Consider the following 23,519-nt stretch of genomic DNA (forward strand, 5'->3'; position numbering starts at 1 on the left):
AAGAATTTTCCAATCGCCAAGGTTCTGTTCCGTTACGGACTATGTCCTTCACTGCACAGAACCTTGACAAACAACCTAAACCATTAATGATTAACAGAAATACTAACATTCTATCTGGTCCAAATTAAGAACTCCGGTCAAGACCATTAGACTGAAATTGTTTATAAGCCGTAATCTGATTACATGACGTTGTCTGAAAATCTAACTACGAGTTAACTTCACACACCCATTACTTGCCTTAATGGCGAAGTGATGAGGTTTAGTTGAGTGAGGAATCAGGTCAATCGCTCCGCCAGCTTCTTCTAAAATCACCATACCTGCCGCGATATCCCAGATTTTAATATCTTGCTCGATATAACCATCGAGTCTACCACAGGCGATATAGGCCATATCGAGTGCCGCTGAGCCCATAGCCCTAAGCTTACGAGCATGACGCCCGTAGTATTGATACAGCTCCAAGCATTTCTCAATGGACTCACGAGTCTTAGAGAAGCCAACAGCTAGGATGCATTCTTTGATATCTTTACGTTGACCAGTAGTGATAGGTCGCTCGTTACAGAAAGCTCCTCCGCCACGTTTCGCAAAAAAACATTCTTTTCGAATCGGATCATAAATCACCCCACATTGAATAACATCATCGAGCCGGCAGGCCACAGAAACACAAAAATGTGGAATCCCATACACCAGGTTTACGGTTCCATCAATTGGGTCTAGAATCCATTCATATCCCTTACCTCCAGAACCCTCTCCGCCCTCTTCTCCCAAAATATGATGCTCAGGAAATTCATTTCCAATTGCGGTCTCAAGCAGTTTTTGAACATCAACGTCTAATTGAATCTTAAGATCATGGTGATGTGCCTCATTAATTTCTAACTCTTCCTCGTAAGAGTGATGAGCTTCTGCAATTTTCTCACCCGCTTGTAGGACAATTTCCTTAGCAAAAGCCAACAACTTATCCAAATCTACTACCTCAGTTGTATTCATATCCCCTGACAGTCTTCCACGTCTTAACTCTCAACCTCTTCCTTGACTTCACTTTGCTTATCGCCGATCTTATCGGAAATACCCCCACGCACAGAGTCCGCGATCGTCATATCACCATCAGCAGCAAACAGTGGATCTTCATCCTTCCTGCTCAGCTTAACCGAGACAATCTTGGAAACACCATGTTCTTGCATAGTCACCCCATAAAGAACATCAGCGCTACCGATGGTGCGCTTATTGTGGGTAATGACCACAAATTGTGATTGATGAACAAAACGCTGTAGGATTTTAATAAAGCGCATGATGTTCGACTCATCCAGAGGCGCATCCATCTCATCGAGAATACAAAACGGACTGGGCTTGACCATGTAGATGGCAAAGAGTAGGGCCACTGCCGTCATAGTACGCTCACCTCCAGATAAAAGCGAAATGGTTTGTAACTGCTTACCTGGAGGCTTTGCTACAATTTCAATACCTGATTCCAGAGGATCATCCTCACTTACCAATGCCAGGGACGCTTTACCTCCCCCGAATAATTCCTGAAACATCTCTGCAAAATTCTTTTGAATTTTGGCAAAGGTTTCACTGAATAGCGTCTTGGTCGTTTGGTTTATTTTCTTAATAGCCTCATGTAGTTGTTCGCGCGAAGCCGTAAGATCCTTTTCCTGTTGTTCCAAAAAGTGAAGCCTCTGCTCCAGCTCTTCGTACTCGGTAATTGCCTCCACATTGACTGGACCCATTCGATCAACTCGCTCCTGGAGATCATGAATCTCTTGTTCAATAGCATCCCAATCCTCAGCTCCTTCCTCAGGTAATTCGTTGCTAGGATCCTGATCCTGAGTGATTACTTCTTCTCCCTCTGAGGCCTCTGTCTTTAGAGGCTCTGATAGATTCAAGTCAATGTGATAACTTCGCATAACACGGTCTGACAAGGCATTCATCTGCATTCGCCTTTCAGCTACTTGAACTTCTTCTCGGCTACTCTCACTTTGGAAATTTGAAATCTTATCACGATCAGACTTCACCGTTTGTTCGATCTCATTATGCTGCAACTGTGCAGCACGTAATTTTTCAGTCTCTGCTTGAATTTCCTTTTCATAGGACTCGATTTTCGCAGTGGCATCTTCGATTGATCCCTTGGCGCGGGTGATCGACTCTTTGGATTGAATGAGGCGATTTTCAAACTCCTCCAGCTCACTCTTTCGCCTAAGTAAACTATCTCTTAACTCTTCCAGTCTACTAACTACCGAGGATGCTTGTTGCTCAAGGACCTCATTCTTTTGCTGTTGCGAAGCGAACGTTATACGAGCATCTGTAACCTTCTGCAAAAATGCTTCAACTTCATCAGATTGCATTTTTTGACTCTCCACAATTTGGTCTAGATTGACTTGTTTGGCTTTCCTAGAATCCACTAAATGCTCGATCTCTTGCTCGAGTCCCTTTTGCTGCTCTTGGTCGTGAGAATCTTGCTCGGATAATTTAACACGCTCTTGATTCAAGGCCTTGAGCTTCTGTTCTTCCTCTTCCATTTGGCGATTCACATTTCGGCATTCATATGTGAGTGAAGAGAGTTCTCCTTCTTCATTACTTCGCAATGTTTGAGATGCTTGCACAGATCCTTCTATTTCAGCAACCGTGCTCCGGGCTTTCTCCCAAAACTCCCTAGCTTCAAGAACTGAAGTCTCTACTGTTTGCATTTCACCTTCCAGTGCTCTCAACTCATTATCCTGAGCTAATATACTATGATCTTCTTGCAGTAGAGGCCCTCTGATCTGCCAACCGCGTTCGCTCCAAAATTCACCTTCTTTGGAGACAATATTTGCTAGTGGATTTTCTAAGAGTAAAGCCTCAGCCTGTTCTGCGTTCTCTGCGATAAGAAAACCGCTTAACAATTTTTTTACGAGAGTCTCAGCTTTCGCATCGGCACTCACGTAATTGCCCGCTGCTCGATCTTGGCTTGCAGCCACAATTCCTTGCACGCTCTGATGTCTGTCATCTTCAGCTACTGCTAGAACCGCCTGTCCCAATTCCGGTAGAGCACTTAAGACAACATCTAGATCCTCAATATGATTCAGCAATAAAAGTTCCCAAGCTAACCCCAGACAGACTTGGATGGCTTTTTCGTAACCGGGCTTGACTTGAATAAAATCAAAAAGCGTGCCCGCAATTTCATTCCCTTGAAAACGATCTAGAAGTTTCTTTGTTGCTTCCGAATAGCCTGTGCGTGAGGCTACTAATTTCTCTAATGCATTCTTCTTCGCCTGAACCTGTGTCAAAGAAGATTGAACTCGGTCTAAGTCTGCTCTCTTATCTCTTACGACTTGCTGACTTTCACGTAATTTAATTTCCCTTTGCTCTAAGTCCTTTTTAGTTTCTGCTAATTTCGCTTCCCTCGACTCAAGCTCTTGCTTAACTTCCACACTTTTTGTTTGTAGCTCCTCTATTCGAGAACGTAGCTCCTGTTCCTCCTCCTCAAGCTTCTCGAGACGCAAAACATAGCTGCGTTGCTGTAATTCCAATGCGTTTAGTCTCGATCTACCCTGGCTGAGCTTTTCATCTATTTGCATAACAGAGGCATCTATATCCTCTCTTGTTCTCTGAGCTTCCTGAATTTTGCTCCGCGCAGACTCCAAAGAACTTTGGTGCTCCTTCAACTCCAGCTGAGCCTGCTCGACTTCCGACTGAGCCTTCGCACGCTGCTCCTCAATAAGCTTTGCTTGCTCTTCCTGAACATTAATCTTTTCTTGGGTAGCCAAGATATCTACACGATTGCGCTCTTTTTGGCCCTCAATCTCAGAGATGCGCTGATCATTGAAGATGATTTCTTGTTTCCCGCGCTCAACAGAACTTTCTGCACGGCTCTTTTCCTGATCGAGGTTTCTCAAGACCTGATTTAGATTTTCTAGATCGATTCGCTTCTGCAAAAGCTCCTGCTCTTTCGCCTCCAATCCCTCCTTGAGCTGCTTAAGCTTGTCTTGTAACTCACCTACATGTGACTCACGCTCCGTTAACTCTTTTTTCAAGCCATCAAACTGATGCTTTGAATAATGCGTGTCTAAGATGCGCAAACGCCCATATACCTGCTTGTATTTTCTAGCCTTTGCCGCTTGCCTTTGTAACGAGCCAATCTGACGGCGCACTTCTTTGGTAATGTCAGTGACTCTTAACAAATTGGATTCCGTTAGATCCAGCTTGCGAAGCGCTTCTTTTTTTTGCGCTTTGAATTTAGTAATACCTGCCGCTTCTTCAAAAATGCTGCGACGCTCTTCAGGCCTAGAGGATAAAATCTGATCAATCTTCCCCTGCTCCATGATCGAATAGGACGAACGCCCTATTCCGGTATCCATAAAGAGTTTTTGAATATCCCTTAATCTACAGCCAGTTTTATTGATCTCATACTCACTGCGGCCATCGCGAAAGACGCGCCGAGTAATCCGCACTTCATTAAATTCCGTATCTAGAACACCCTCACACTCCGTAAAGGTCAGTGAAACCTCGGCCATTCCCGTAGATTTACGCGTGTCTGTTCCATTAAAAATGACATCTGGCATTGAAGCTCCCCGTAAGGCCTTGGCACTTTGCTCACCTAGGGCCCAACGGATGGAATCTAAAACATTACTCTTTCCACAACCATTAGGGCCAACAATCGCTGTGACTCCCTTGTGGAAATAAATCGTTGTAGGGTCAGCAAATGACTTAAACCCAACAACATCCAGAGACTTCAAATGCATCGAAAAGATTAAAGACGCCTGAGAATCAGACACAAGCAAAACCTCCTAGATCTTTAGAACACTTCAGCCACCTCGCCTTTCAGTTAGAAATTTAGGAAAAAAGAGTGCCTGCATGCAGGGAAGTAACAGCATCTCCCATTTAGGGTGTGAAAACTCATTTAAATAGCACTCTCAACGCTTTTTTTAGCAAATTCATAGCTATAATACTTACTGTAGATTCTTTAAGGACAAAAAAACCTATATTTTCGGTAAGGTTCCTGCTTTGATATGCGCCGTTATGGCCATTCACGTTGCGTTAAACCATCGAACTATTTACGAATACGACCGAAAAATCAATCTCGGCCCCCAAGTGATTCGGCTCCGTCCAGCTCCTCATTGTCGCACAAATATCCTAAGCTATACCCAAAATATTTCCCCATCCGACCACTTTCTCAATTGGCAACAGGACCCCCATGGGAATTACCTAGGCAGGCTAGTCTTTAATGAGAAAACCCAAAAATTCGAAGTCGATATTGAACTGATTGCGGAAATGGAGGTCTACAACCCCTTCGATTTCTTCCTGGAAGATTATGCTGAAAAGTTCCCTTTCGAATATGATAAATCCTTGCAACACGATTTATTGCCTTATCTTGCCAAATTACCCAAAGATCAGACAGGTGTAGATTTTGAAACTTTTTTGGTTTCAATCGACTTACCGAAGACTCAACGAACCATTGATTTTCTGGTCAGCCTCAACCTCCATATTCAATCCAAGCTGAAATACCTCATTCGCATGGAACCCGGAGTTCAAACTCCATTAGAAACACTCTATAAAGGCTCAGGATCCTGCCGCGACTTTGCTTGGCTTCTCTGCCAAGTCTTACGTCATTTCGGTCTAGCGTCACGTTTTGTCTCAGGCTACCTCATCCAACTCAAGCAAGATGAAAAATCGCTAGATGGACCATCCGGTGTAGAGGAAGATTTCACAGATTTACACGCATGGACTGAGGTCTACCTCCCTGGAGCAGGTTGGATTGGTCTTGATTCCACCTCTGGTCTTTTAGCTGGAGAAGGTCATATCCCTCTAGCCTGCACTCCTGAGCCTTCCTCAGCAGCACCCATTGAAGGAGGCTTGGAGAAATGTGAAGTAACTTTTTCTCATCACATGAGCGTGACTCGCATCTATGAGGCCCCCCGCAGTACCAAACCTTACCCAGATGGTGTTTGGGAGGATATTGAAGCTCTTGGTTACCGAGTTGATGCCAAGCTAGAAAAGAATAAAATCCCTTTGACCATGGGGGGTGAACCAACATTCGTCTCCATTGATAATCGAGATAGTGAAGAATGGAGCACAACTGCACTGGGAGCACATAAGCGAGAAAGAGCTGTAGATCTGCTCTATCGACTTCATAAGCGTTTCTCACCTGGGGGGTTACTTCATTTCGGCCAGGGAAAGTGGTATCCTGGGGAATCTTTACCTCGCTGGGCTTTTGGTTGCTACTGGCGCAAAGACGGAACACCTATTTGGGATAATATAGATTTAATAGCTAAGGAAGAAACAGATTATGGAGTACAAGCCAAGGACTCTGAGATCTTTATGAAGGCCCTCGTCTCACGCCTCGGTTTAGACCCTGGCCATGTCCTCACAGGGCATGAGGATGCATGGTATTACATGTGGAAAGAACGCCGCTTACCAATGAATGTCGACCCCCTAAAATCTAACCTCAAAGAAAAGGAGGAAAGAGATCGCTTAGCCAAAGTTTTTCAAGAGGGTCTAAACACTCCCGTAGGCCATCTCCTACCTATACGCCGCAACTACCAAATGCCTGCACCTCATTGGGAAAGTGGCGCTTGGTTTACGCGCGATGAAAATCTCTACCTTATCCCCGGTGATTCACCCATGGGATTCCGGCTTCCCCTTGAATCTCTACCCTGGGTAAAAGAAAGCGACTACCCATACATTCATGAATTCGATCCGCTGATTGAGCACCCCCCTCTGCCCAAGCGACCGGACAAAGATCGCCAGGCTTTTATCAGATCCGGAATTCCTGAACTTTACCGTGAAGCTAAAACACCCAATTTTCTCAAGGCTGCAACTCGTAAACTCCCTAAGAAAAGAAAGCGCGATTTCCAGCAGCTTAAGCAATCTAAAATAGACCCAAGTATCCAACCCGAGTTGGGAGAATCCGCTCCTTGGGTGATTCGCACCGGAATGGCTATTGAGCCCAGGGATGGAAAGCTAAATGTATTTATGCCTCCGGTAGAATGCTTGGAGGATTATCTTGAACTCATTGCGGCTATTGAGGAAACCTCTGAATACTTAGGCATGCCTGTTCGCATAGAGGGCTATCCTCCCCCTACCGATCATCGCCTCAATATCATCAAAGTCACTCCCGACCCTGGTGTCATTGAAGTCAATGTTCACCCCGGTAAAGATTGGTCTGATCTTGTTGACATGACTACGGGTGTTTATGAAGATGCGAAGCAGGCCCGTCTCACCACGGAAAAATTTATGATGGATGGAAAGCACACCGGGACAGGTGGTGGTAACCATTTTGTCATTGGAGCCGAGCACCCTGCCAGTAGCCCATTTCTCCAGCGTCCGGACTTGCTTCGGTCATTGCTCAATTATTGGCATAACCATCCTTCGTTATCCTATCTTTTCTCAGGCTTATTCATTGGACCAACTAGCCAGGCGCCTAGAGTCGATGAAGCCAGGAATGATGCAATCTATGAGCTCGACTTGGCCTTCAAGCAAATACCCGACCACACCCATATCCAACCTTGGGTAGTGGACCGTATTTTTCGAAATCTCCTAACAGATGTTACCGGAAACACTCACCGAGCAGAATTCTGCATCGACAAACTCTACTCCCCTGACAACACTGCTGGACGCTTAGGACTTTTGGAGCTTCGTTCTTTTGAAATGCCTCCTCACGCTCGCATGAGCCTAGTGCAACAGCTGCTGCTGCGATCGCTCATTAGTAATTTCTGGGAGAAACCTTACAGTCAACCCCTTGTTCCTTGGGGAACAGAACTTCATGACCGCTTCATGCTTCCACATTTTGTCTGGCAGGACATGCAGGATGTCATTTCAGATCTACAATCATGGAACCTTCCTTTCCAAGAAAGCTGGTTCCAACCTCACTACCACTTCCGCTTTCCTGTTTGTGGTGAAAACAGTTATCGAGAAATCAATATGGAACTACGCACAGCTCTAGAGCCATGGCATGTCCTAGGTGAAGAAGGCGTTGCTGGAGGCACCGCACGCTTTGTTGATTCATCCGTTGAACGCGTTCAGGTAAAGACAGACGGATTCATCGGTTCACGCTACCAATTGCTATGCAATGGCTATAGAATGCCTCTTCAAAACACTGGAACTGTTGGAGAGTACGTCGCAGGAGTTCGTTACCGTGCTTGGCAGCCACCATCCTGCTTGCATCCAACTATACCCGTGCAAGCACCTCTTATTTTTGATCTCTACGATAATTGGACTCAAAAATCGCTCGGAGGCTTTACTTACCACGTATCTCATCCTGGAGGACGTAGTTATGATACCTTCCCTGTCAATGCCTTCGAAGCTGAAAGCCGACGCTTATCTCGCTACAGTCACTTAGGCCATACGCCAGGAAAGTTTGAGCCTCCTCACACTCTAGAGAGCAAAGAGTTTCCTTTTACTTTAGACCTACGTCATCAACACTTTGCAAACAGAGAGCAATAGCTACTGTTCTGTCGTTTACATTTAGCATTGTGCTTCTAAAAGTATAAATGATGAATGTATCCACAGATACAAAGACTATTCTAAAGTATCTACCATCCATAGATTCCTCGTCTTATGACGAATTTCTGGATGACAAAGGCTTGCCTCGTCCACACTGGCAATTTACCGCTAGTTTTCTAGACCGATTAGGGCCCGACGAAATTGAATCCAGAAGCCAACAAGCAGCTAGAATGCTCCACGACGCTGGTGTCGCCTATAACGTCACCAAAAAAAACTCTACAGACACTCGCAGAGATTGGCAACTTGACCCTATTCCTTTCTGTATCTCTTCAACCGAATGGAGCTTTTTAGAGCAAGCCATCACGCAACGAGCAAAGCTTCTCAACCTTATTCTCGGTGATCTATACGGCCCTCAAGAACTTATCAAAAGTAAATTTCTGCCAGCACCCCTGATCTTCGCCAATCCTGGCTATCTTCGTCCATGCCACGGCATTCCTGTGTTTGGAGAACAACGGCTAACCTTTTATGCGGTTGATCTTGCACGTTCGCCCGATGGGTTATGGTGGGTTTTATCAGACCGCTCCCAAGCTCCTGCCGGAGCTGGCTATACCTTGGAAAACCGAATTGTAATGACACACGTATTTCCAGAAATTTTTCGCCAGGGTAAAATCCAGCGCTTATCTTCCTTTTTTCGTAACTTTAAAGATTCCTTAGCGTCTTTGTCACCTACTGGAGGTAACCAAGCAAACACCGTCATTCTTACCCCGGGACCCTATAATGAAACATTCTTTGAGCACGCCTATCTTTCACGCTATCTCGGTTATCCTCTCGTAGAAGGTTCTGACCTGGTTGTTCGTAACCGCAAAGTCTTCTTAAAAACCTTGTCAGGCCTTCAGCAAGTCGATGTGATCTTACGCCGTGTAGACGATGACTTTTGTGACCCTATCGAACTGCGAGATGATTCTCTCCTAGGCGTTCCAGGACTTATTAATGCTGTTCGTGCTGGCTCCATAACCCTAGCTAACAGCCTTGGGTCCGGACTTATTCAAAGCCCAGCTTTCTCACCATTCTTACCAGCCCTTTCCCAACAATTGCTAGGAGAGGATCTACTTCTTCCTTCCGTAGCAAACTGGTGGTGTGGTCAAGACGATGCACTAAAATATGTAAACGAACACCTTGATAAACTCACTTTGAGATCCGCATTTGATCATCCAGCCACCCAGGCCAATTTCGCTCCCAAGATGCCTGATAATCTGGGGGAATGGCTCACACTCCACCCTGAGCAAATTGTGGGACAAGAAAAAGTCATTCTCTCTCAAGCGCCCATCCTCAAAAACCAGCAGCTTACCTCAGCATGTACGACTCTCAGACTTTTTGCTATGTATCATAACGGAACTTTTTCTGTTATGCCCGGAGGAATGAGCCGAATCATCGATTCAACCAATGACTCTAGCTACCACCAACCACTGCAAATGTCCGGTGGTAGCAAAGATATTTTTATTGAAACTCAAGATATAGAGGATGAGCATTCTTCCAGCCTATTGTTAACTTCACAGTCTCCCAGGCGTGCCGACGATAACCTACCCAGCCGTAAAGCTGAGAATATTTTCTGGCTAGGCCGCTATGCCGAACGCTTTGAATCGACTTCCCGATTACTCAGAACTCTTCTAGAATGCCTTGCCGAAGAGCGAGACTGGCAGAAAAACACAGAGCTTCTACCGGCCTTACTCACCTTACATGATTTTGACCAGCTCAAAGATGAACCTGAACTTATTTTAAAAGCAACCCACTACTTTAAATCACTACTGCCCATTATTTATGACCAAAGCCATAGTGGTAGTCTGCACTACTTTATCCTACGCCTTTTTAATATTATTACTTTAGTAAGAGACCGCCTTTCCACGGATAACTGGCGAACATTGAACCTGCTAAATGACCAATTTGAGAATAAACCTATTAATATTAATTCTTCAATAAATGAATCCCTAAACTTCCTCAACCAATCCATACTTCACCTATCCGCTTTCAACGGAATTATCACCGAAAATATTACCCGAGGTCCATCATGGTCTTTCTTACAAATTGGGCGCTATATTGAAAGAATCACTTACACTTCTCGCTTGCTTTTTAACACTGTCCAGGATTCTCAAGCAGAAATCATGGAACAAGGTCCCTATGAAACAGCCTTAAAAATTCAAGATTCTCACACCACCTACCATAGACGTTATTTAACCCACTCGCCTAAACTTATTTTTGACCTGCTGATTACTGATGAAAATAACCCACGTTCCATTCACAACCAATTAAATGCTATTATCGAACATATTAAAACATTACCCACCTCTGATAACACCGAACAACCCAGAGCCAATGAACGAATCGCCCGCCGAGCAGTCAGTCAGATCCACCTGATCGATTGGACTTCAAACGAACCTCTTGATCACATCCAACTTAAAGCGCTTCTACAGCATACTGAAAAAGCGATGTCCGAGCTTTCTGACAACTGCTCCGCTCAATACTTCACCCACCACAAGATAGCACCCCTTTCCAGGCAACCGGAACAAGTTCCCCATAACAATGTTCAGTTTTCTCAATCCCAAAGTCAGAGTAATTAGAAGTTCCCCAAGGATAAATAATTTCCATATACTTCTCACCAAGTTGTTACCATTGTTTGTTATGAAAGATATAGCCATGTTTAGAATCCAGTTATTCGGCGTCATATTTCTTTCGAGCTTTTTTATGCAGTGCCTCTGCGCAATGGGTCAGTTCAATGACAAAACACTACAAGAAATTGAAATTGCTACCTATCAACCAAGTCCAGTTCCCGATCGAATTATCTTGAACCTATGTGGTGATCCAGCAAGACAGATTGCTGTTAATTGGCGCACTGATAACAACAACAACAAACCATTTGCTCAAATCGCCACAGCGGATGGTTCTCCCAATCAAGAATCGAATGCAACCACCATCGAAGGCATCACCTCCTCGCTTAAAATGAAGGATTACATTTCCTATCACCATAGCGTTCGTCTGGAAAAGCTTACTCCTGGTACGAAGTATATCTACCGTGTTGGTGATGGACAGCTTTGGTCAGAATGGATGCACTTTACTACATCGAAGGATGATCAGTCTGCTTTTAGCTTTATCTACTTTGGCGACGCCCAAAATGACCTCAAGTCGCATTGGTCTCGAGTCATTAGAGAAGCCTACTCTGATATGCCTCGGGCTAGCTTTATTCTCCATGCTGGTGACTTGGTAGATGAATATAATAATGACCAAGAATGGGGGCAATGGTTCTATGCGGCAGGATGGATCAATGGCTCCATCCCTTCCATTGCGACTCCTGGAAATCATGAATACAGAGGCCTTGACCTTCTATCTCCGCAGTGGCGTCCGCATTTTGCTTTCCCCGAAAATGGCCCTACTGGCGAGTATCAGGAAAAACTCAAGGAGACCGTTTATTACATCGACTACCAAGGCACTCGCATCATCTGCTTGAATACTCAAGCAATGACCCGAAAGATAGCCTTAGCACAACAAAGATGGCTCGAAAAACTCCTAAGTCATAATCTTAATCGCTGGACCATCATCTTTCACCACCATCCCATGTTTGCTTCTGCCAATAACCGTGCAGGCCATGCTCAGCTCAATCTCTTTTTCAAGGAGCTATATGAAAAGCACCAGGTAGACTTAGTGTTACAAGGACATGACCATAGCTATGCTCGAGGTGAAAAAATAAGCATTAAAGGCAAAGCCAAAGAGTACCAAAGTCCTGTTTATGTCGTCTCTGTTAGCGGTCCAAAGATGTACCAAGGAGGTGCAGTATGGGCTGATGTCACAGCTAGCAATTTGCAGCTCTATCAGCTAATTCATGTCAACAGTAAGCAAATAGAGTTCAGTTCCTACCGTGCCGATGGCGTTTTATATGACTCCTTCCTCATCACAAAAGACGCCAATGGAATGCGCAAAATCGAATAGTCCAAGAATCTCTTCATGTCTCACAGGCCACAATATGAGCATACTAATCGAAAATAGAACGTATGCTAAGTGGTCCCACTACTAACCTCCAAATTGATTACTTCCTACTCTTAGCTAGTCGGCTAACTTGGTTGAGATAGTCTTCAACAGAATCTCTAGGCTTAACATCTTGTGCTCTTTTGAGTAGCGGTACAGCCTCCTTTAGACGACCCATGCTCACCATCACTTGGGCTTGGCGAACACATGCGTCAGCCTCAAACTCTTCTATATTGGCCGCACGCTCGAATTGCATAACCGCCTTCTCCCGTTGCCCCATTCGATTATAATGCTCCCCAAGAAGCATTAGGGCCTCTCCATCGATAGGTTTCATAGCAACGATTTCTTCTAAAATTTCTGCAGCTTTTCCTCCTTCTCCCTCATAAACGGCAATCCTTGATTCCAATTTTAACAACTCCTTTTTCTGGTCATCGCTTAAAGAGCTCTGAGAATTTTGCTTGATAGCTAGAACAACCTTTTTCGCCTGGTCCATAGCGCCACGTGCGGAAAGGATTTGAGCCGAACGCAGCGCTCCTTTGGGATCTTGAGTGGGGTCTGATGTTAAGGCTCTCTGATAGGCAATGGCGGCCATATCCATGTTTCCTTCGTTAACGTAAATATCCCCCAACAAGCTGAGATCCCTTGGCTCACTCATCCCCATACGGTCTACCAGCTCGTAAATCTCTGCTGCCGCCTCCATCTTGCCAGAACCGATGTAAGCCTGAGCTTGGAGTAACCAAAACTGCTTATTACCGGGATTTTCTGCCAACATGACATCCAGGAGTGCAATACTTTCGGCGTATTTGCTCTGACCGATGACTGTTCGCACTAAACCTAGTTTCCAATCTTTTACTTCGGGCTGGTATACCATGGCATTTCTAAATGCCATTTCAGCAGGAATAAACTTTTTCAAAGAGAGATAAGAGAAACCTAGTAAACCATATGTTGCACCATCTACCTCACCCAATTGGACAGTTTTGGTAATGGCCTTAATCGCTTGCTCAAATTTACTTTGTTTGGTGTAGATAACTCCAAGATTTTTATAGGCTCTTCTGAATGAAGGAAAGGCATCGATAGCTTTATTATAACTGTCAGCAGCCTCATCCAATTTCCCTTCTTGGAAATAGATATTTCCTAGATGAAAGTAGAAGTTGGCATTGGGCCCTCCCTCTTCGAGTAAAAACAATAACTCATCTTTAGCAGCCTCCATATCATTCTCACCCATCAGACCAAAAAGGTACTGAAGATCTTCACGCTCTATGTCATCCTCTATTTTAGGTTCAACATCCGGAAGAAAACCATAACTACCCAAAAAGGATTTTTTAAAATCCTCGCTGTTCCAAATATCTAATTCATTAGCTGTTAAAGCAAATGAGACACTTATCTGACATAAAGCTATTATTAGTGTTAAAATAAATTTCATTTTCAACTCTTTCATTTTCTTCATTCTAATTATCTAAGTTCTTCAAGATGGAGGCACAAAACTAATGGGCACTTTCATTTTCATGGCCACTTTCTTCCCATCACGCTCACCTGGTTCAAATTTCCATTTCCTGACTGCGTCTACCGCCGCTTTACCAAAAGCAGGATGATCAGACTTAATCGCCTTCGGGCTTTGCACGCGACCATCTTTTCCAACAATAAAGGTAATAATTGCTCTTCCCTTGAGCTTTTTCTTTTGCAACTCTGGAGGGTAAACAGGCAGCCCCTGGAAAACAGCTTGCGCTGGCTTGTCTAGCTCCGCCATTGAGAATGCTTTATCACCGGCCTCTTTCATCTGTTTATTGACTACATCACCAATATTCAGGCTCATACCAAAGTCACCACCTACTCCACCCATACCACTATTCAAAGCGAGCTCTAATTGATCTAAGGTCAAAGGTGGAGGCTCCTCATCTAGCTGAGGGGGCGGAGGTTCTTCCTCTTCTTCTGGCTCCGGCTCTTCCTCCTCTGGTGGAGGCGGCGGAGGCGGTGGAAGCTGCGCCATTTCTACCTCCCTTATGGTTCTATCCTTCCCCAACCCACCGGCAATTTTCTGGAAAATGGGTAGCATCAAAAAAACAACCAAGGTCATGCCCGCGGCTGCACCTAAAACAGCTACCCAACGAAAAACTAAACCAGTCTTTGATCGTTTCTTTTGCATAAAAGTTAAAAATCGATACTAATTAATGGTGCCAATACTTACCTTAGTGGCGCCGCCCAATTTTGCCTCATCAATAACCCGAACCATCAAACCGGCATTACTGTTTTTATCTGATTGAATGATAACAGGCACATCTTCTTGCCTGATCTTGCGTCTTACTAAAGATTGAATACCAGATAAACCAAGATTGGTTTGTTCATGAAGAATTCTACCATCTTCGGTAATAGCAATGAGGATACTGTTATTCTCATCAGATGCGGATGCAGCCGCTTGAGGCTTATCCACTTCCACACCTTTTTCTTCCACGAAAACAGTCGTTACGATAAAAAAAATCAGTAGAATAAAGACACAGTCAATCAATGGTGACATATCTACGCCCCCTTCATCTCCATCACTTTCTCTCAATCCAAAACGTTTCATTTCACTATGACTCCTACGATTTCTAATTAAGAGTAGCTATACTAATCTTAATGGCTCCGCCCAGTTTTGCCTCATCGATCACTCGAACGGTCAAACCCGCATTCCCTTTCTGATCTGCTTGAATAATGACTGGCATATTTTCTTGTCTCGTCATACGCCTGACTAGAGGTTGTACGCCAGCCACGCCGATATTGTTACCGCCATAAACAATGTCCCCTTCTTCGGTAATAGCGATGAGGATACTATTTTTCTCCAGGGATACAGAAGATACTGCTTGCGGTTTATTTACTTCTACACCCGTTTCTTCAACGAATACAGTCGTCACAATAAAAAAGATCAGCAAAATAAAGACACAGTCAATGAGTGGAGACATATCTACATCTGCTTCGTCCCCATCACTTTCACTTGACCCAAAACGTCTCATGAAACTGTTAACTCTGTTGGTTTGTCTTGTAATGATTCTTTATAAAAAAATTGTGTGCACTGTGTTTCCAAGTGAGCAAGAAACCCTTCATACTTCTGAACATTGCGACGCAGATAATAATGAACAAAGTAACCAGGCAGTGCTACTGTAAGTCCAGCTTGCGTCGTGATGAGTGCTAGAGAAATACCATTCGCCATCGCTTCCATCGTTTGATCCCCTCCAGAACCTGATGAGATGGATTTAAAGGTCACCAGCATTCCAATCACTGTTCCTAGCAAACCAACCAGCGGGGCTGCGGCAATACAAGTTTTCATAAAACGAAGCTGCCCTATGAAAGGCCGCAACTCTGTCGACCTTACCTCATCAAAGTGCTTCTCTATTTCGGCAATATTTTTTGACTGCATGACAAAACGAATAAGATCACCCAGGTATCCTTGACCTAACTCAGGATCTCTTATCCATGGTCCCCATTTCGATTCAGGCATCTTAAAACGCTTCTCTTTGAGACCCAGAAAGACATCAACAGCCAAGATGAACATGATGAAGCAGATGCCTGCTAAACCGAGCATGCTCCATTCTCCTTGCACCCAAAATCCCCAAGCTTCTTCTAAGGAAATCATTTGATCACCTCCTGCAAGAAATTAATACTCATCCGATGTTCCAGCACCTGCTGCAACTTTAGGAGTCTTAGGGATTGGAACAGATCTAGCCACAGCTTTCGTCTTGGTCGATTGCTCAGACTCAACCATTCCCGCAGGAACCATAGGTGAAATAGGAGGGACTAGAATCTGGTTAGGCGAAGAAGCTGGAGATGTTTGAATAGTGATTGTGGGGCTAGCATCTCTTCCGTCACTTGCCTCATGGGCCTCAACAGAAACACTACCATTTGCACGACGACTGATCGTATTCACAAAGGAAATAGCGGCTTTCTCCATGTTATCAACAATACCCTTTGCCTTCCGGTTTAAATAAGAGGCAGCGATTACCGATGGAATCGCTACAATCAAACCCCACTTCGTTGTAAGAAGTGCTTCTGAGATACCCCCTGAGAGCATTTTTGCATCACCAGTTCCATATATAGTTATCATTTTAAAGGTATTGATCATACCTGTCACTGTTCCTAAAAGACCCAATAGTGGAGCTGCAGCAGCACTCAATGCCACGAAAGCTATGAAACTCTGCAACTTCAGCTTAGTCTCCATCACCACCTCGAACATGACTTCCTCAATTAAGTCTTTAGGCTCCCTAATGTGGTCGACCGCTGCTCTTAACATCTCACCCATAGGTCCCTTAAAGCCCGCAACATATGACTTCGCCTGATCGAAATTTCCGCCATTGATATAAGTTAAAAGCTGCCTCGTTTTCTTGCGCGAAACTTGCGGAACAAGTGACAGGTGAATAAATTTAGCTAGCGTCACTAAGATAGCTGCAATAGCCAAAATAATAATCGGCCACATCGTTATTCCACCTTTGCGCAATTCATCGATAAGCGTGTCTTCCGCTTCAACATACTTGGCTGCATCGCCTTCACTCGGATCAAATACAATCATACCCTTGCCAGTATCTAGCATGGGCTTGATCGCTTGATTCATCTGCACTTCTTCAGCGGGATCAACCGCTTGCACCGGCCTAACCGCTGGCTCATTGGATCCCAACTTCTGATCGACAAGACCTGCACTTTGACCATCCTCAGAGGCAAAAAGAACCACAGGTCCTAGAATGCCAAAACGTCCCTTGATCTCATCACCTGAATTACTGATCGCGTATCCGTCAAAAGTTGCTCCGCCACCAAGCTCGATAAGACGGTTGAGTGACTCATTGACCAACTCAATTTGCGCTTCAAATTTTTGAGCTGGAATCAAATTAGGGTTTTCAGGTGCCAGTTCCGCTTCACGTTGTACATGGGCATAACGCTTTAACTCACTGATATGAACTCGTGATTTAAAATTGCGCACATACTCGTCAAAAAGATTGGAGATAAAGGAATTTTCAGCTTCCCTTGCCTTGATCTCTCTCTTCAAGTTGCTGAGATCTAAGTTACGACTATCCAGGGTTCGAGACTCTTTTTTATATTGCTCATGCAATTCAATGAGTTCGTCCTCCAGCTTGTTAAGCTCTCGACTCATCGGAAGCTTTTCTTTTGTAATCGCTTCTCGAAGTTCCGACAATTTCAGCAGACTCACTTCTAAGTCTTTCTTCGATTGCTCAACCGCCTTGTTCATTTCGTTCTGAGCCGATGTCGCTGAAGGAACGCATGCGATGACTAAGAATCCTATAAACCGATAGATACTCACCTTCTTATTCATCCTCTTTTAACCTCTTCTTATTAATGAATTTCTGCGGGGATTGAAACAAACGCCGCTGTTTCCCGACCTTCCAAAACATTAATTGCTTTTGCTATATCTGCTGCGGATTCATTAGCTACCTGCCATTTCCATCCAGATGCACCATCTGGCCAACCTACACCTGCGAATTGACCATCATTTGAGACATAATAAGCCTGACCTATCCCCAAGTACAAGGTTCTCACCTCAGCTCTTTGTCCCTCTTGAAGCTCGCGAACTTCGTTAAAAGTATGAGAGTTCCGGTTAAATTTGTTTACTTCATTAAGGATACCAATGACATTTCCAAAGCGAACAGACAATGATAATTTGGTTTCATCGGGTTTTTGAGGCACTTTTTGCACCAATGGCCTCAACTTATCAGATAAAGGTGTCGGCATCATTGGAAGAAGCTTAGTCTTAACCATAGCTTCTAACTTTGCTATTTCCCCAGTAACTTGTTGAGAAGCCTCTTTAAGCTCCTCATTTTTGGATACAAACTCTTCGCGCTGTTTGTCTGCATCCGTAATCATTTCCTTGGCTTTTTCAATGCTCTCCTTGCGTTGCTTGATCTCATTTTTCAGAAGCTCGATCCGTCCCTCCAACATGCTTTTACCTAATTTCCAATCCTTGCGTTCTTGAGAAAGTAGGGTTTCTGTCTCAGCCCATTGCTTAATAGACTCCCGCGCAAGTTCTAACTGTATCCTAAAATCCTCTTCCTCTTGACTCCAAGCACTCGTTACACTTACCGTGCACAGCACAAACACCCATAAAGCTATGTTCCGTTTTTCCATTATTTTCATATTGTTAAACTCCTACTAGATACGACATATATGTGTAAGAAAAACTACCCCTTGGGTCCTACACCTTTGAGCAATATAGCTAGGACACTGCTGAAATATCGTGGCGCTTTGATGTCATCTGTGTGACAAAAAGATGACAAAATAGCTTTATACTTATTTTGGGATAAATAAATGCTCTACCCAATCCACACGAATTTCTCCTTTTCGAATATCAGCGCAGTCTCTAGTAAATGGTTATGTCTAGCGTGTTAATTATAGGAGCAGGTGGAGTGGGCCAGGTCGTCACCCACAAATGTGCTCAGCTTCCAGAAGTATTTAGTAAAATCACTCTTGCCAGCCGCACCAAATCGAAATGCGACAAAATCGCTTCTCAGCTCAATCGCCCGGTTGAGACTGCACAAGTGGATGCGGACAATGTCCATGAACTCGTCGCACTCATTAAAAAAGTTCAGCCTGAAATACTTATCCATGTCGCTCTTCCTTATCAGGACCTCCATATCATGGACGCTTGTTTGGAGACAGGAGTTACTTATCTCGATACGGCTAACTATGAGCCTAGAGATGAAGCCAAGTTTTGCTACAAATGGCAATGGGATTACCAGGACAAATTTAAAGATGCTGGCCTTCTGGCCCTTTTAGGCAGTGGATTTGATCCAGGAGTCACTAATGTCTTCACCGCGCATGCTGCCAAGCATCAATTTGATGAAATACACACTTTGGATATTATCGACTGTAATGCCGGAGATCACCAGCAGGCTTTTGCCACCAACTTTAATCCTGAAATCAATATCCGTGAAGTTACCGCCAAGGGCCGTTATTGGAAAAATCAAAACTGGATAGAAACGGAACCACTCTTTGAGAAAAAGGTCTTTGATTTTCCTGAGGGAATTGGCTCCAAAGATATGTATCTCATGTACCATGAAGAACTTGAATCCCTAACAAAGAATTTTCCTACACTCAAACAAGCGCGCTTCTGGATGACTTTTTCACAAAGCTACCTCACTCATCTTCAGGTCTTAGAAAACGTTGGAATGACTCGCATTGATCCTGTTTCATACCAAGGCACTGAGATTATTCCTTTACAATTTCTTAAAGCTCTCTTACCAGATCCTTCCAGCCTAGGACCTCTTACAAAAGGTAGGACCTGTATTGGTTGTTTGATCAAAGGGGTGAAAGACGGCAAAGATAAAACTTATTACATCTACAATATTTGTGATCATGAGGCAGCCTATCGAGAAACTCAGTCTCAGGCCATTTCCTATACCACAGGAGTACCTGCCATGATAGGAGCCAAAATGATTCTCGATAAATCTTGGTCTGGCACCGGTGTATTCAATATGGAAGACTTTGATCCAGATCCATTCATGACCGCGCTCAACCAATATGGGCTGCCCTGGAAAGAAACCATTCTCCCTAATGATTTTATTCTATAATTAGCCATCATGAGTCATCCACTCTCGGAAAAAGAAATTCAAAAACTCCCATCTCCCTGCTTTGTTGTTGACGAAACTTTAGTTCTAAAGAACCTCCAAACTCTGCAATCCGTTCAAGAAGCGACAGGAGCCCAGATCCTTCTCGCTCTCAAGGCTTTTTCGATGTTTAGCACCTTTCCATTACTCAAAAAAGTACTTCATGGAACGTGTGCTAGCAGCTTAAACGAGGCTCGACTTGGGCGAGAAGAATTCGATAAAGAAGTCCATACCTATTCGCCCGCTTATACCAAGAGTGAATTGGAAAAGATCCTACCCCTCTCCGATAAAGTGCTATTCAATTCCTTTGGTCAATGGGAAAAATTTCAAACAACCATCAAACCTTATCTCGACCAAGTTCTCTTCGGATTTCGCATTAACCCTCAGCATTCTGAGGGACAAACTGCCATTTATGATCCCTGCGCGCCCTGCTCACGTTTAGGGATCCCTGCGGATCAATTTGCCACTTATGTCTCTAAACACCCCAATACACTTGATGGGATCACAGGACTCCATTTTCATACCCTTTGTGAGCAAGACTCCTATGCCCTGGAGCGAACTCTCCAAGCTTTTGAAAATGCTTGCAGTCCTTATCTTAGTAAGATGAATTGGATTAATTTTGGAGGAGGTCACCACATCACCCGCTCGGATTATAACGTGGAACATCTTATCCAACTCATCAATTGCTTTAAAGAAAAGTATCAGGTTCAAATTTACCTAGAACCAGGAGAAGCTGTCGTCCTCCATACCGGCTTCTTCATCACAACTGTTTTAGACATCATCTCAAACGATAAGCAAATCGCAGTATTAGACACTTCTGCTGTTGCCCACTTACCAGATGTTTTAGAAATGCCTTATCAGCCTGAACTAGTCAACGCCGCCAAGGACTCGAGGTATCCTTATAAATACCTGTTGACAGGCTCAACCTGCTTAGCAGGAGACCTAATCGGTGAATACTCTTTTCCTGAAGAACTATCCATTGGACAAAGACTCATTTTTCTAGATATGGCTCACTACACCATGGTAAAGACTACCACTTTCAATGGGATCAACTTACCCAGCATCGCCCTCAAAAAAGCTGAAAGTGGTGAACTGAAAGTTGTCCGCTCTTTTAGTTATGAAGATTTTAAAGCCCGTCTTTCCTAGTTGTAGAAATGATGAGGCTTCAGTATGCTGGGGCATGCGAAATGCCACTAAATCATCTCTTGCAGCCATAACCTTAATATATCTTACTGTTATAGCCCCTCTTGGTCTGGATCACATCCAGGCCCAAACAACTAGCGGTACAACCTCTGAAGATGAAAACATCTCTGACCAAGCAAATAAAACTAACATTTGGCAAGCTTCTCTTACCTCTGGAAGCTACTCAGTCAGACTTACCATGGTAGCTTCTGTAAGCGAGCACGAGTACGTGGTGGACGGCGCAATGAAAGTAAATGAAGTCACTATTGATACAGCTGGATCGGTTACAGCTCGATTCTATTTTATTGAGCCCTATACACCAAACTCCCCTTCAAATGCCCTCGATAACTCCCTAGAACAAATCAAAGATCGTAGCCGCCAAGTCATGGAGCGGCTCGGACAAACAGAGCTGATCGAAAACACCGTCGTCAAAAACTACCCGACTACTACACATGCAAAAACAGTTGAATTTCGGTTAAGTAGCCAAGAAGAACTCCAAGCCCTCTACCGAAGCATTCAATCAGCCTTCCGCAGTGGTAAAGGCCGTGCCTTCACCATTGCTACTGAATAAGTCAGTCTAGCCTTATATTCTAAAGCGGCTATAGCAAACTGGCTCCTCCCGCTCCTAGACTATCGGCAAAAGCCTCCAAAGATTTTACGAAGCACCCTACTGCTTGAATCAAGTCTTGTTGGTATGATCCTGAGACATAGGTAACAGATAAAAAGGTAGAATGCCTTGGGAAGAAGTTACCGGAATGGATCAGAGAGAGAAGTTTGTGGTACTAGCCCAGAGTGAGCGTTATACGATAAGTGAGTTATGTGAGAGTTACGGGATATCGCGAAAGACAGGCTATAAATGGCTAAGGAGATATGCAGAGGGAGGCATAGGGGCAATGAAAGAAAGGAGTCGAGCCCCTAGGAGAGTTCCAAGTAGGACTGAGCGTGCCCTGGAGAGACTTATGATATCAGAGCGGCGAAAGCATAGCACGTCGGGAGGCAAAAAGACCCATTAGATATTAGAAAAATCTGAATTTGAAATGTTAAAAATAAATCCGAAGTCATATTAATTAATTTTCAAAATAGACGTTTTCTAATTAAACGGTGTGTCATAGAGATTGCTATCCTATTTGTGGGTGTAGTTCTTAGCCGATGGACAGGCGGTGGCTTGAGTTATTAGATAACTCCATCAAGCAAGCCATTGAAGACCTAAATCAGGCCAAGTTTTTAGAAACAAAAAATAGCAGCCGCCAGTGCCCCATAAACAAAAGAGAGATCGAGGCCATTTTGGGTTGGAAAGAGTTCAAGAAGCTTAAAGGTGAGCATCAGGATAAATAGTTGACTTTCGTTACTGACGAGATCAATTGTGAGACTATTCGTAAAAAACTAAAGGAGGAACTAGCAAGCAGGCAATAAGCATAAAATTTAATATCTTATGCCTGGGTCAATAGATGTCTTAGGGTCTGTTGTAAAATTTTTTTCAGAAGTATGAGAAAAGTGAATACCTAACCCGTGACTAGTAAAAGCCACAAATTTCTTTCAAGAACATCATCAGATTGAGAATTTTCAGAATCGAAAATTTGTCAATCATAGTTGTTTAAAACAAGAAGGACAAGATATAGGAGAATTTGCATTTGCTTAGAAATTTAACCTTTTCGCCAATTAGATAGACCTGTAAACAAAAATTAAAAATTTGATCTAAGTATTTAAGGGTTAGGAGATTAAGTATTGATGCAAATACCGAAAAAAGACTTCAAAATGAATATTAGCATCGAATCATGCAACTTCTGTTTGACAAAGTAATCGCGATTAACAATTCTGTCTTTTTCGTGTTTGTAAAAAGATTTACCCACCCATCCAGTCAAAAAATGATCACGACCAAAACCAATGAAAATGATGAGAGCAAAAAGAGAAATAGGCTTTAGCGTAATAATGTGGCTAATTCTGCTGGCATTAAGCATGTTCATAACCTCTGCATCTGCACAAGTATTGCAGTATGAGTTTGAAGAAGGCACCGGGTTAACCACCAGCGATTTGACTGGAAACGGATACACCGGCCACCTCATGGGGGGAGCAGCTTTTTCCTCCGGAACGCACTCGAGTAGCGGAGGTCTCTTGTTCGATGGCAGCAATGACTATGTGGCTATTAACAATTTTTTTTACCAAGGGACTAACTATGCGGCCTTTTCCGTGAGCTTCTGGATGAAGACCACAGACAAGGGCAGCCAAGTGATCGCTTCCTTTGATCGGGATGAATATTGGCGAGTGGAAATCAATGGGCCAAGTGCCGGTCAAGGAGATGTAGGCTTTACCGTAGCCACCACTTCGGGG

Annotated in this window: 18 protein-coding genes; 9 read left to right on the forward strand and 9 right to left on the reverse strand. The window is 43.9% G+C overall.

Annotated elements, in window-relative coordinates; genetic code table 11:
- Positions 1-201: 201 nt before the first annotated feature.
- Together AAGA18_14010 and smc are read right to left on the reverse strand one after the other, a co-directional pair.
- Positions 202-984, reverse strand: coding sequence for an inositol monophosphatase family protein (locus AAGA18_14010; GenBank protein MEM9446455.1), 783 nt, complete (start codon positions 982-984; stop codon positions 202-204).
- A 23-nt stretch (positions 985-1,007) separates the two neighbouring features.
- Positions 1,008-4,748, reverse strand: coding sequence for a chromosome segregation protein SMC (gene smc / locus AAGA18_14015; GenBank protein ID MEM9446456.1), 3,741 nt, complete (start codon positions 4,746-4,748; stop codon positions 1,008-1,010).
- A 244-nt stretch (positions 4,749-4,992) separates the two neighbouring features.
- Between smc and AAGA18_14020 the strand changes: the two genes are divergently transcribed.
- From AAGA18_14020 to AAGA18_14030, 3 genes are all read left to right on the forward strand, one after another.
- Positions 4,993-8,415 carry a transglutaminase family protein gene (locus tag AAGA18_14020; GenBank protein ID MEM9446457.1) on the forward strand — a complete coding sequence of 1,141 codons (3,423 nt, stop codon included), beginning with the start codon at positions 4,993-4,995 and terminating at the stop codon, positions 8,413-8,415.
- 47 nt (positions 8,416-8,462) lie between these two features.
- Positions 8,463-11,030 (forward strand): circularly permuted type 2 ATP-grasp protein, encoded by a 2,568-nt coding sequence (locus AAGA18_14025; protein MEM9446458.1) that lies wholly within the window; start codon positions 8,463-8,465, stop codon positions 11,028-11,030.
- 61 nt (positions 11,031-11,091) lie between these two features.
- Positions 11,092-12,393 (forward strand): metallophosphoesterase family protein, encoded by a 1,302-nt coding sequence (locus AAGA18_14030; GenBank protein MEM9446459.1) that lies wholly within the window; start codon positions 11,092-11,094, stop codon positions 12,391-12,393.
- Between the two features lie 97 nt (positions 12,394-12,490).
- Here the strand turns inward: AAGA18_14030 and AAGA18_14035 are convergent, their stop codons facing one another.
- Genes AAGA18_14035 through AAGA18_14065 form a run of 7 tightly spaced genes read right to left on the reverse strand, consistent with a single transcriptional unit; the run spans position 12,491 to position 18,540 of the window.
- Entirely contained in the window at positions 12,491-13,876 is a 1,386-nt protein-coding gene (locus AAGA18_14035) for a tetratricopeptide repeat protein (protein MEM9446460.1), read from the reverse strand.
- Positions 13,877-13,894: 18 nt separating this feature from the next.
- Positions 13,895-14,572: an energy transducer TonB gene (locus AAGA18_14040; protein MEM9446461.1), complete on the reverse strand. Its 678-nt coding sequence runs from the start codon at positions 14,570-14,572 to the stop codon at positions 13,895-13,897.
- Positions 14,573-14,590: 18 nt separating this feature from the next.
- Positions 14,591-14,992, reverse strand: a complete 402-nt coding sequence (locus AAGA18_14045; protein MEM9446462.1) for a biopolymer transporter ExbD — start codon at positions 14,990-14,992, stop codon at positions 14,591-14,593.
- Positions 14,993-15,014: 22 nt separating this feature from the next.
- Complete coding sequence (locus AAGA18_14050; protein ID MEM9446463.1) at positions 15,015-15,416, reverse strand: biopolymer transporter ExbD; 402 nt, start codon at positions 15,414-15,416, stop codon at positions 15,015-15,017.
- On the reverse strand, positions 15,413-16,036 hold the full coding sequence (locus tag AAGA18_14055) for a MotA/TolQ/ExbB proton channel family protein (protein ID MEM9446464.1): 624 nt from the start codon (positions 16,034-16,036) through the stop codon (positions 15,413-15,415). Before AAGA18_14055 ends, AAGA18_14050 begins: the two co-directional genes overlap by 4 nt.
- 21 nt (positions 16,037-16,057) lie before the next feature.
- Complete coding sequence (locus tag AAGA18_14060; GenBank protein ID MEM9446465.1) at positions 16,058-17,722, reverse strand: MotA/TolQ/ExbB proton channel family protein; 1,665 nt, start codon at positions 17,720-17,722, stop codon at positions 16,058-16,060.
- Positions 17,723-17,742: 20 nt separating this feature from the next.
- The gene (locus tag AAGA18_14065; protein MEM9446466.1) at positions 17,743-18,540 is read right to left on the reverse strand and encodes a DUF3450 family protein; all 798 of its coding nucleotides are present in this window, start codon (positions 18,538-18,540) and stop codon (positions 17,743-17,745) included.
- A gap of 236 nt (positions 18,541-18,776) precedes the next feature.
- Here AAGA18_14065 and AAGA18_14070 point away from each other — a divergent pair, with 236 nt between their 5' ends.
- The 6 genes from AAGA18_14070 to AAGA18_14095 all read left to right on the forward strand — a co-directional run.
- The gene (locus tag AAGA18_14070; GenBank protein ID MEM9446467.1) at positions 18,777-19,973 is read left to right on the forward strand and encodes a saccharopine dehydrogenase family protein; all 1,197 of its coding nucleotides are present in this window, start codon (positions 18,777-18,779) and stop codon (positions 19,971-19,973) included.
- 9 nt (positions 19,974-19,982) lie between these two features.
- The gene (nspC, locus tag AAGA18_14075; protein MEM9446468.1) at positions 19,983-21,155 is read left to right on the forward strand and encodes a carboxynorspermidine decarboxylase; all 1,173 of its coding nucleotides are present in this window, start codon (positions 19,983-19,985) and stop codon (positions 21,153-21,155) included.
- Positions 21,127-21,762: a hypothetical protein gene (locus tag AAGA18_14080; protein MEM9446469.1), complete on the forward strand. Its 636-nt coding sequence runs from the start codon at positions 21,127-21,129 to the stop codon at positions 21,760-21,762. Before nspC ends, AAGA18_14080 begins: the two co-directional genes overlap by 29 nt.
- A 160-nt stretch (positions 21,763-21,922) precedes the next feature.
- The gene (locus AAGA18_14085) at positions 21,923-22,204 is read left to right on the forward strand and encodes a helix-turn-helix domain-containing protein (protein MEM9446470.1); all 282 of its coding nucleotides are present in this window, start codon (positions 21,923-21,925) and stop codon (positions 22,202-22,204) included.
- Positions 22,205-22,340: 136 nt separating this feature from the next.
- On the forward strand, positions 22,341-22,526 hold the full coding sequence (locus AAGA18_14090) for a hypothetical protein (protein ID MEM9446471.1): 186 nt from the start codon (positions 22,341-22,343) through the stop codon (positions 22,524-22,526).
- Between the two features lie 594 nt (positions 22,527-23,120).
- A partial coding sequence (locus tag AAGA18_14095; GenBank protein ID MEM9446472.1) for a hypothetical protein occupies positions 23,121-23,519 on the forward strand: 399 nt, incomplete at its 3' end.

The organism is Verrucomicrobiota bacterium, from assembly GCA_039192515.1.
Lineage (GTDB): Bacteria > Verrucomicrobiota > Verrucomicrobiia > Methylacidiphilales > JBCCWR01 > JBCCWR01.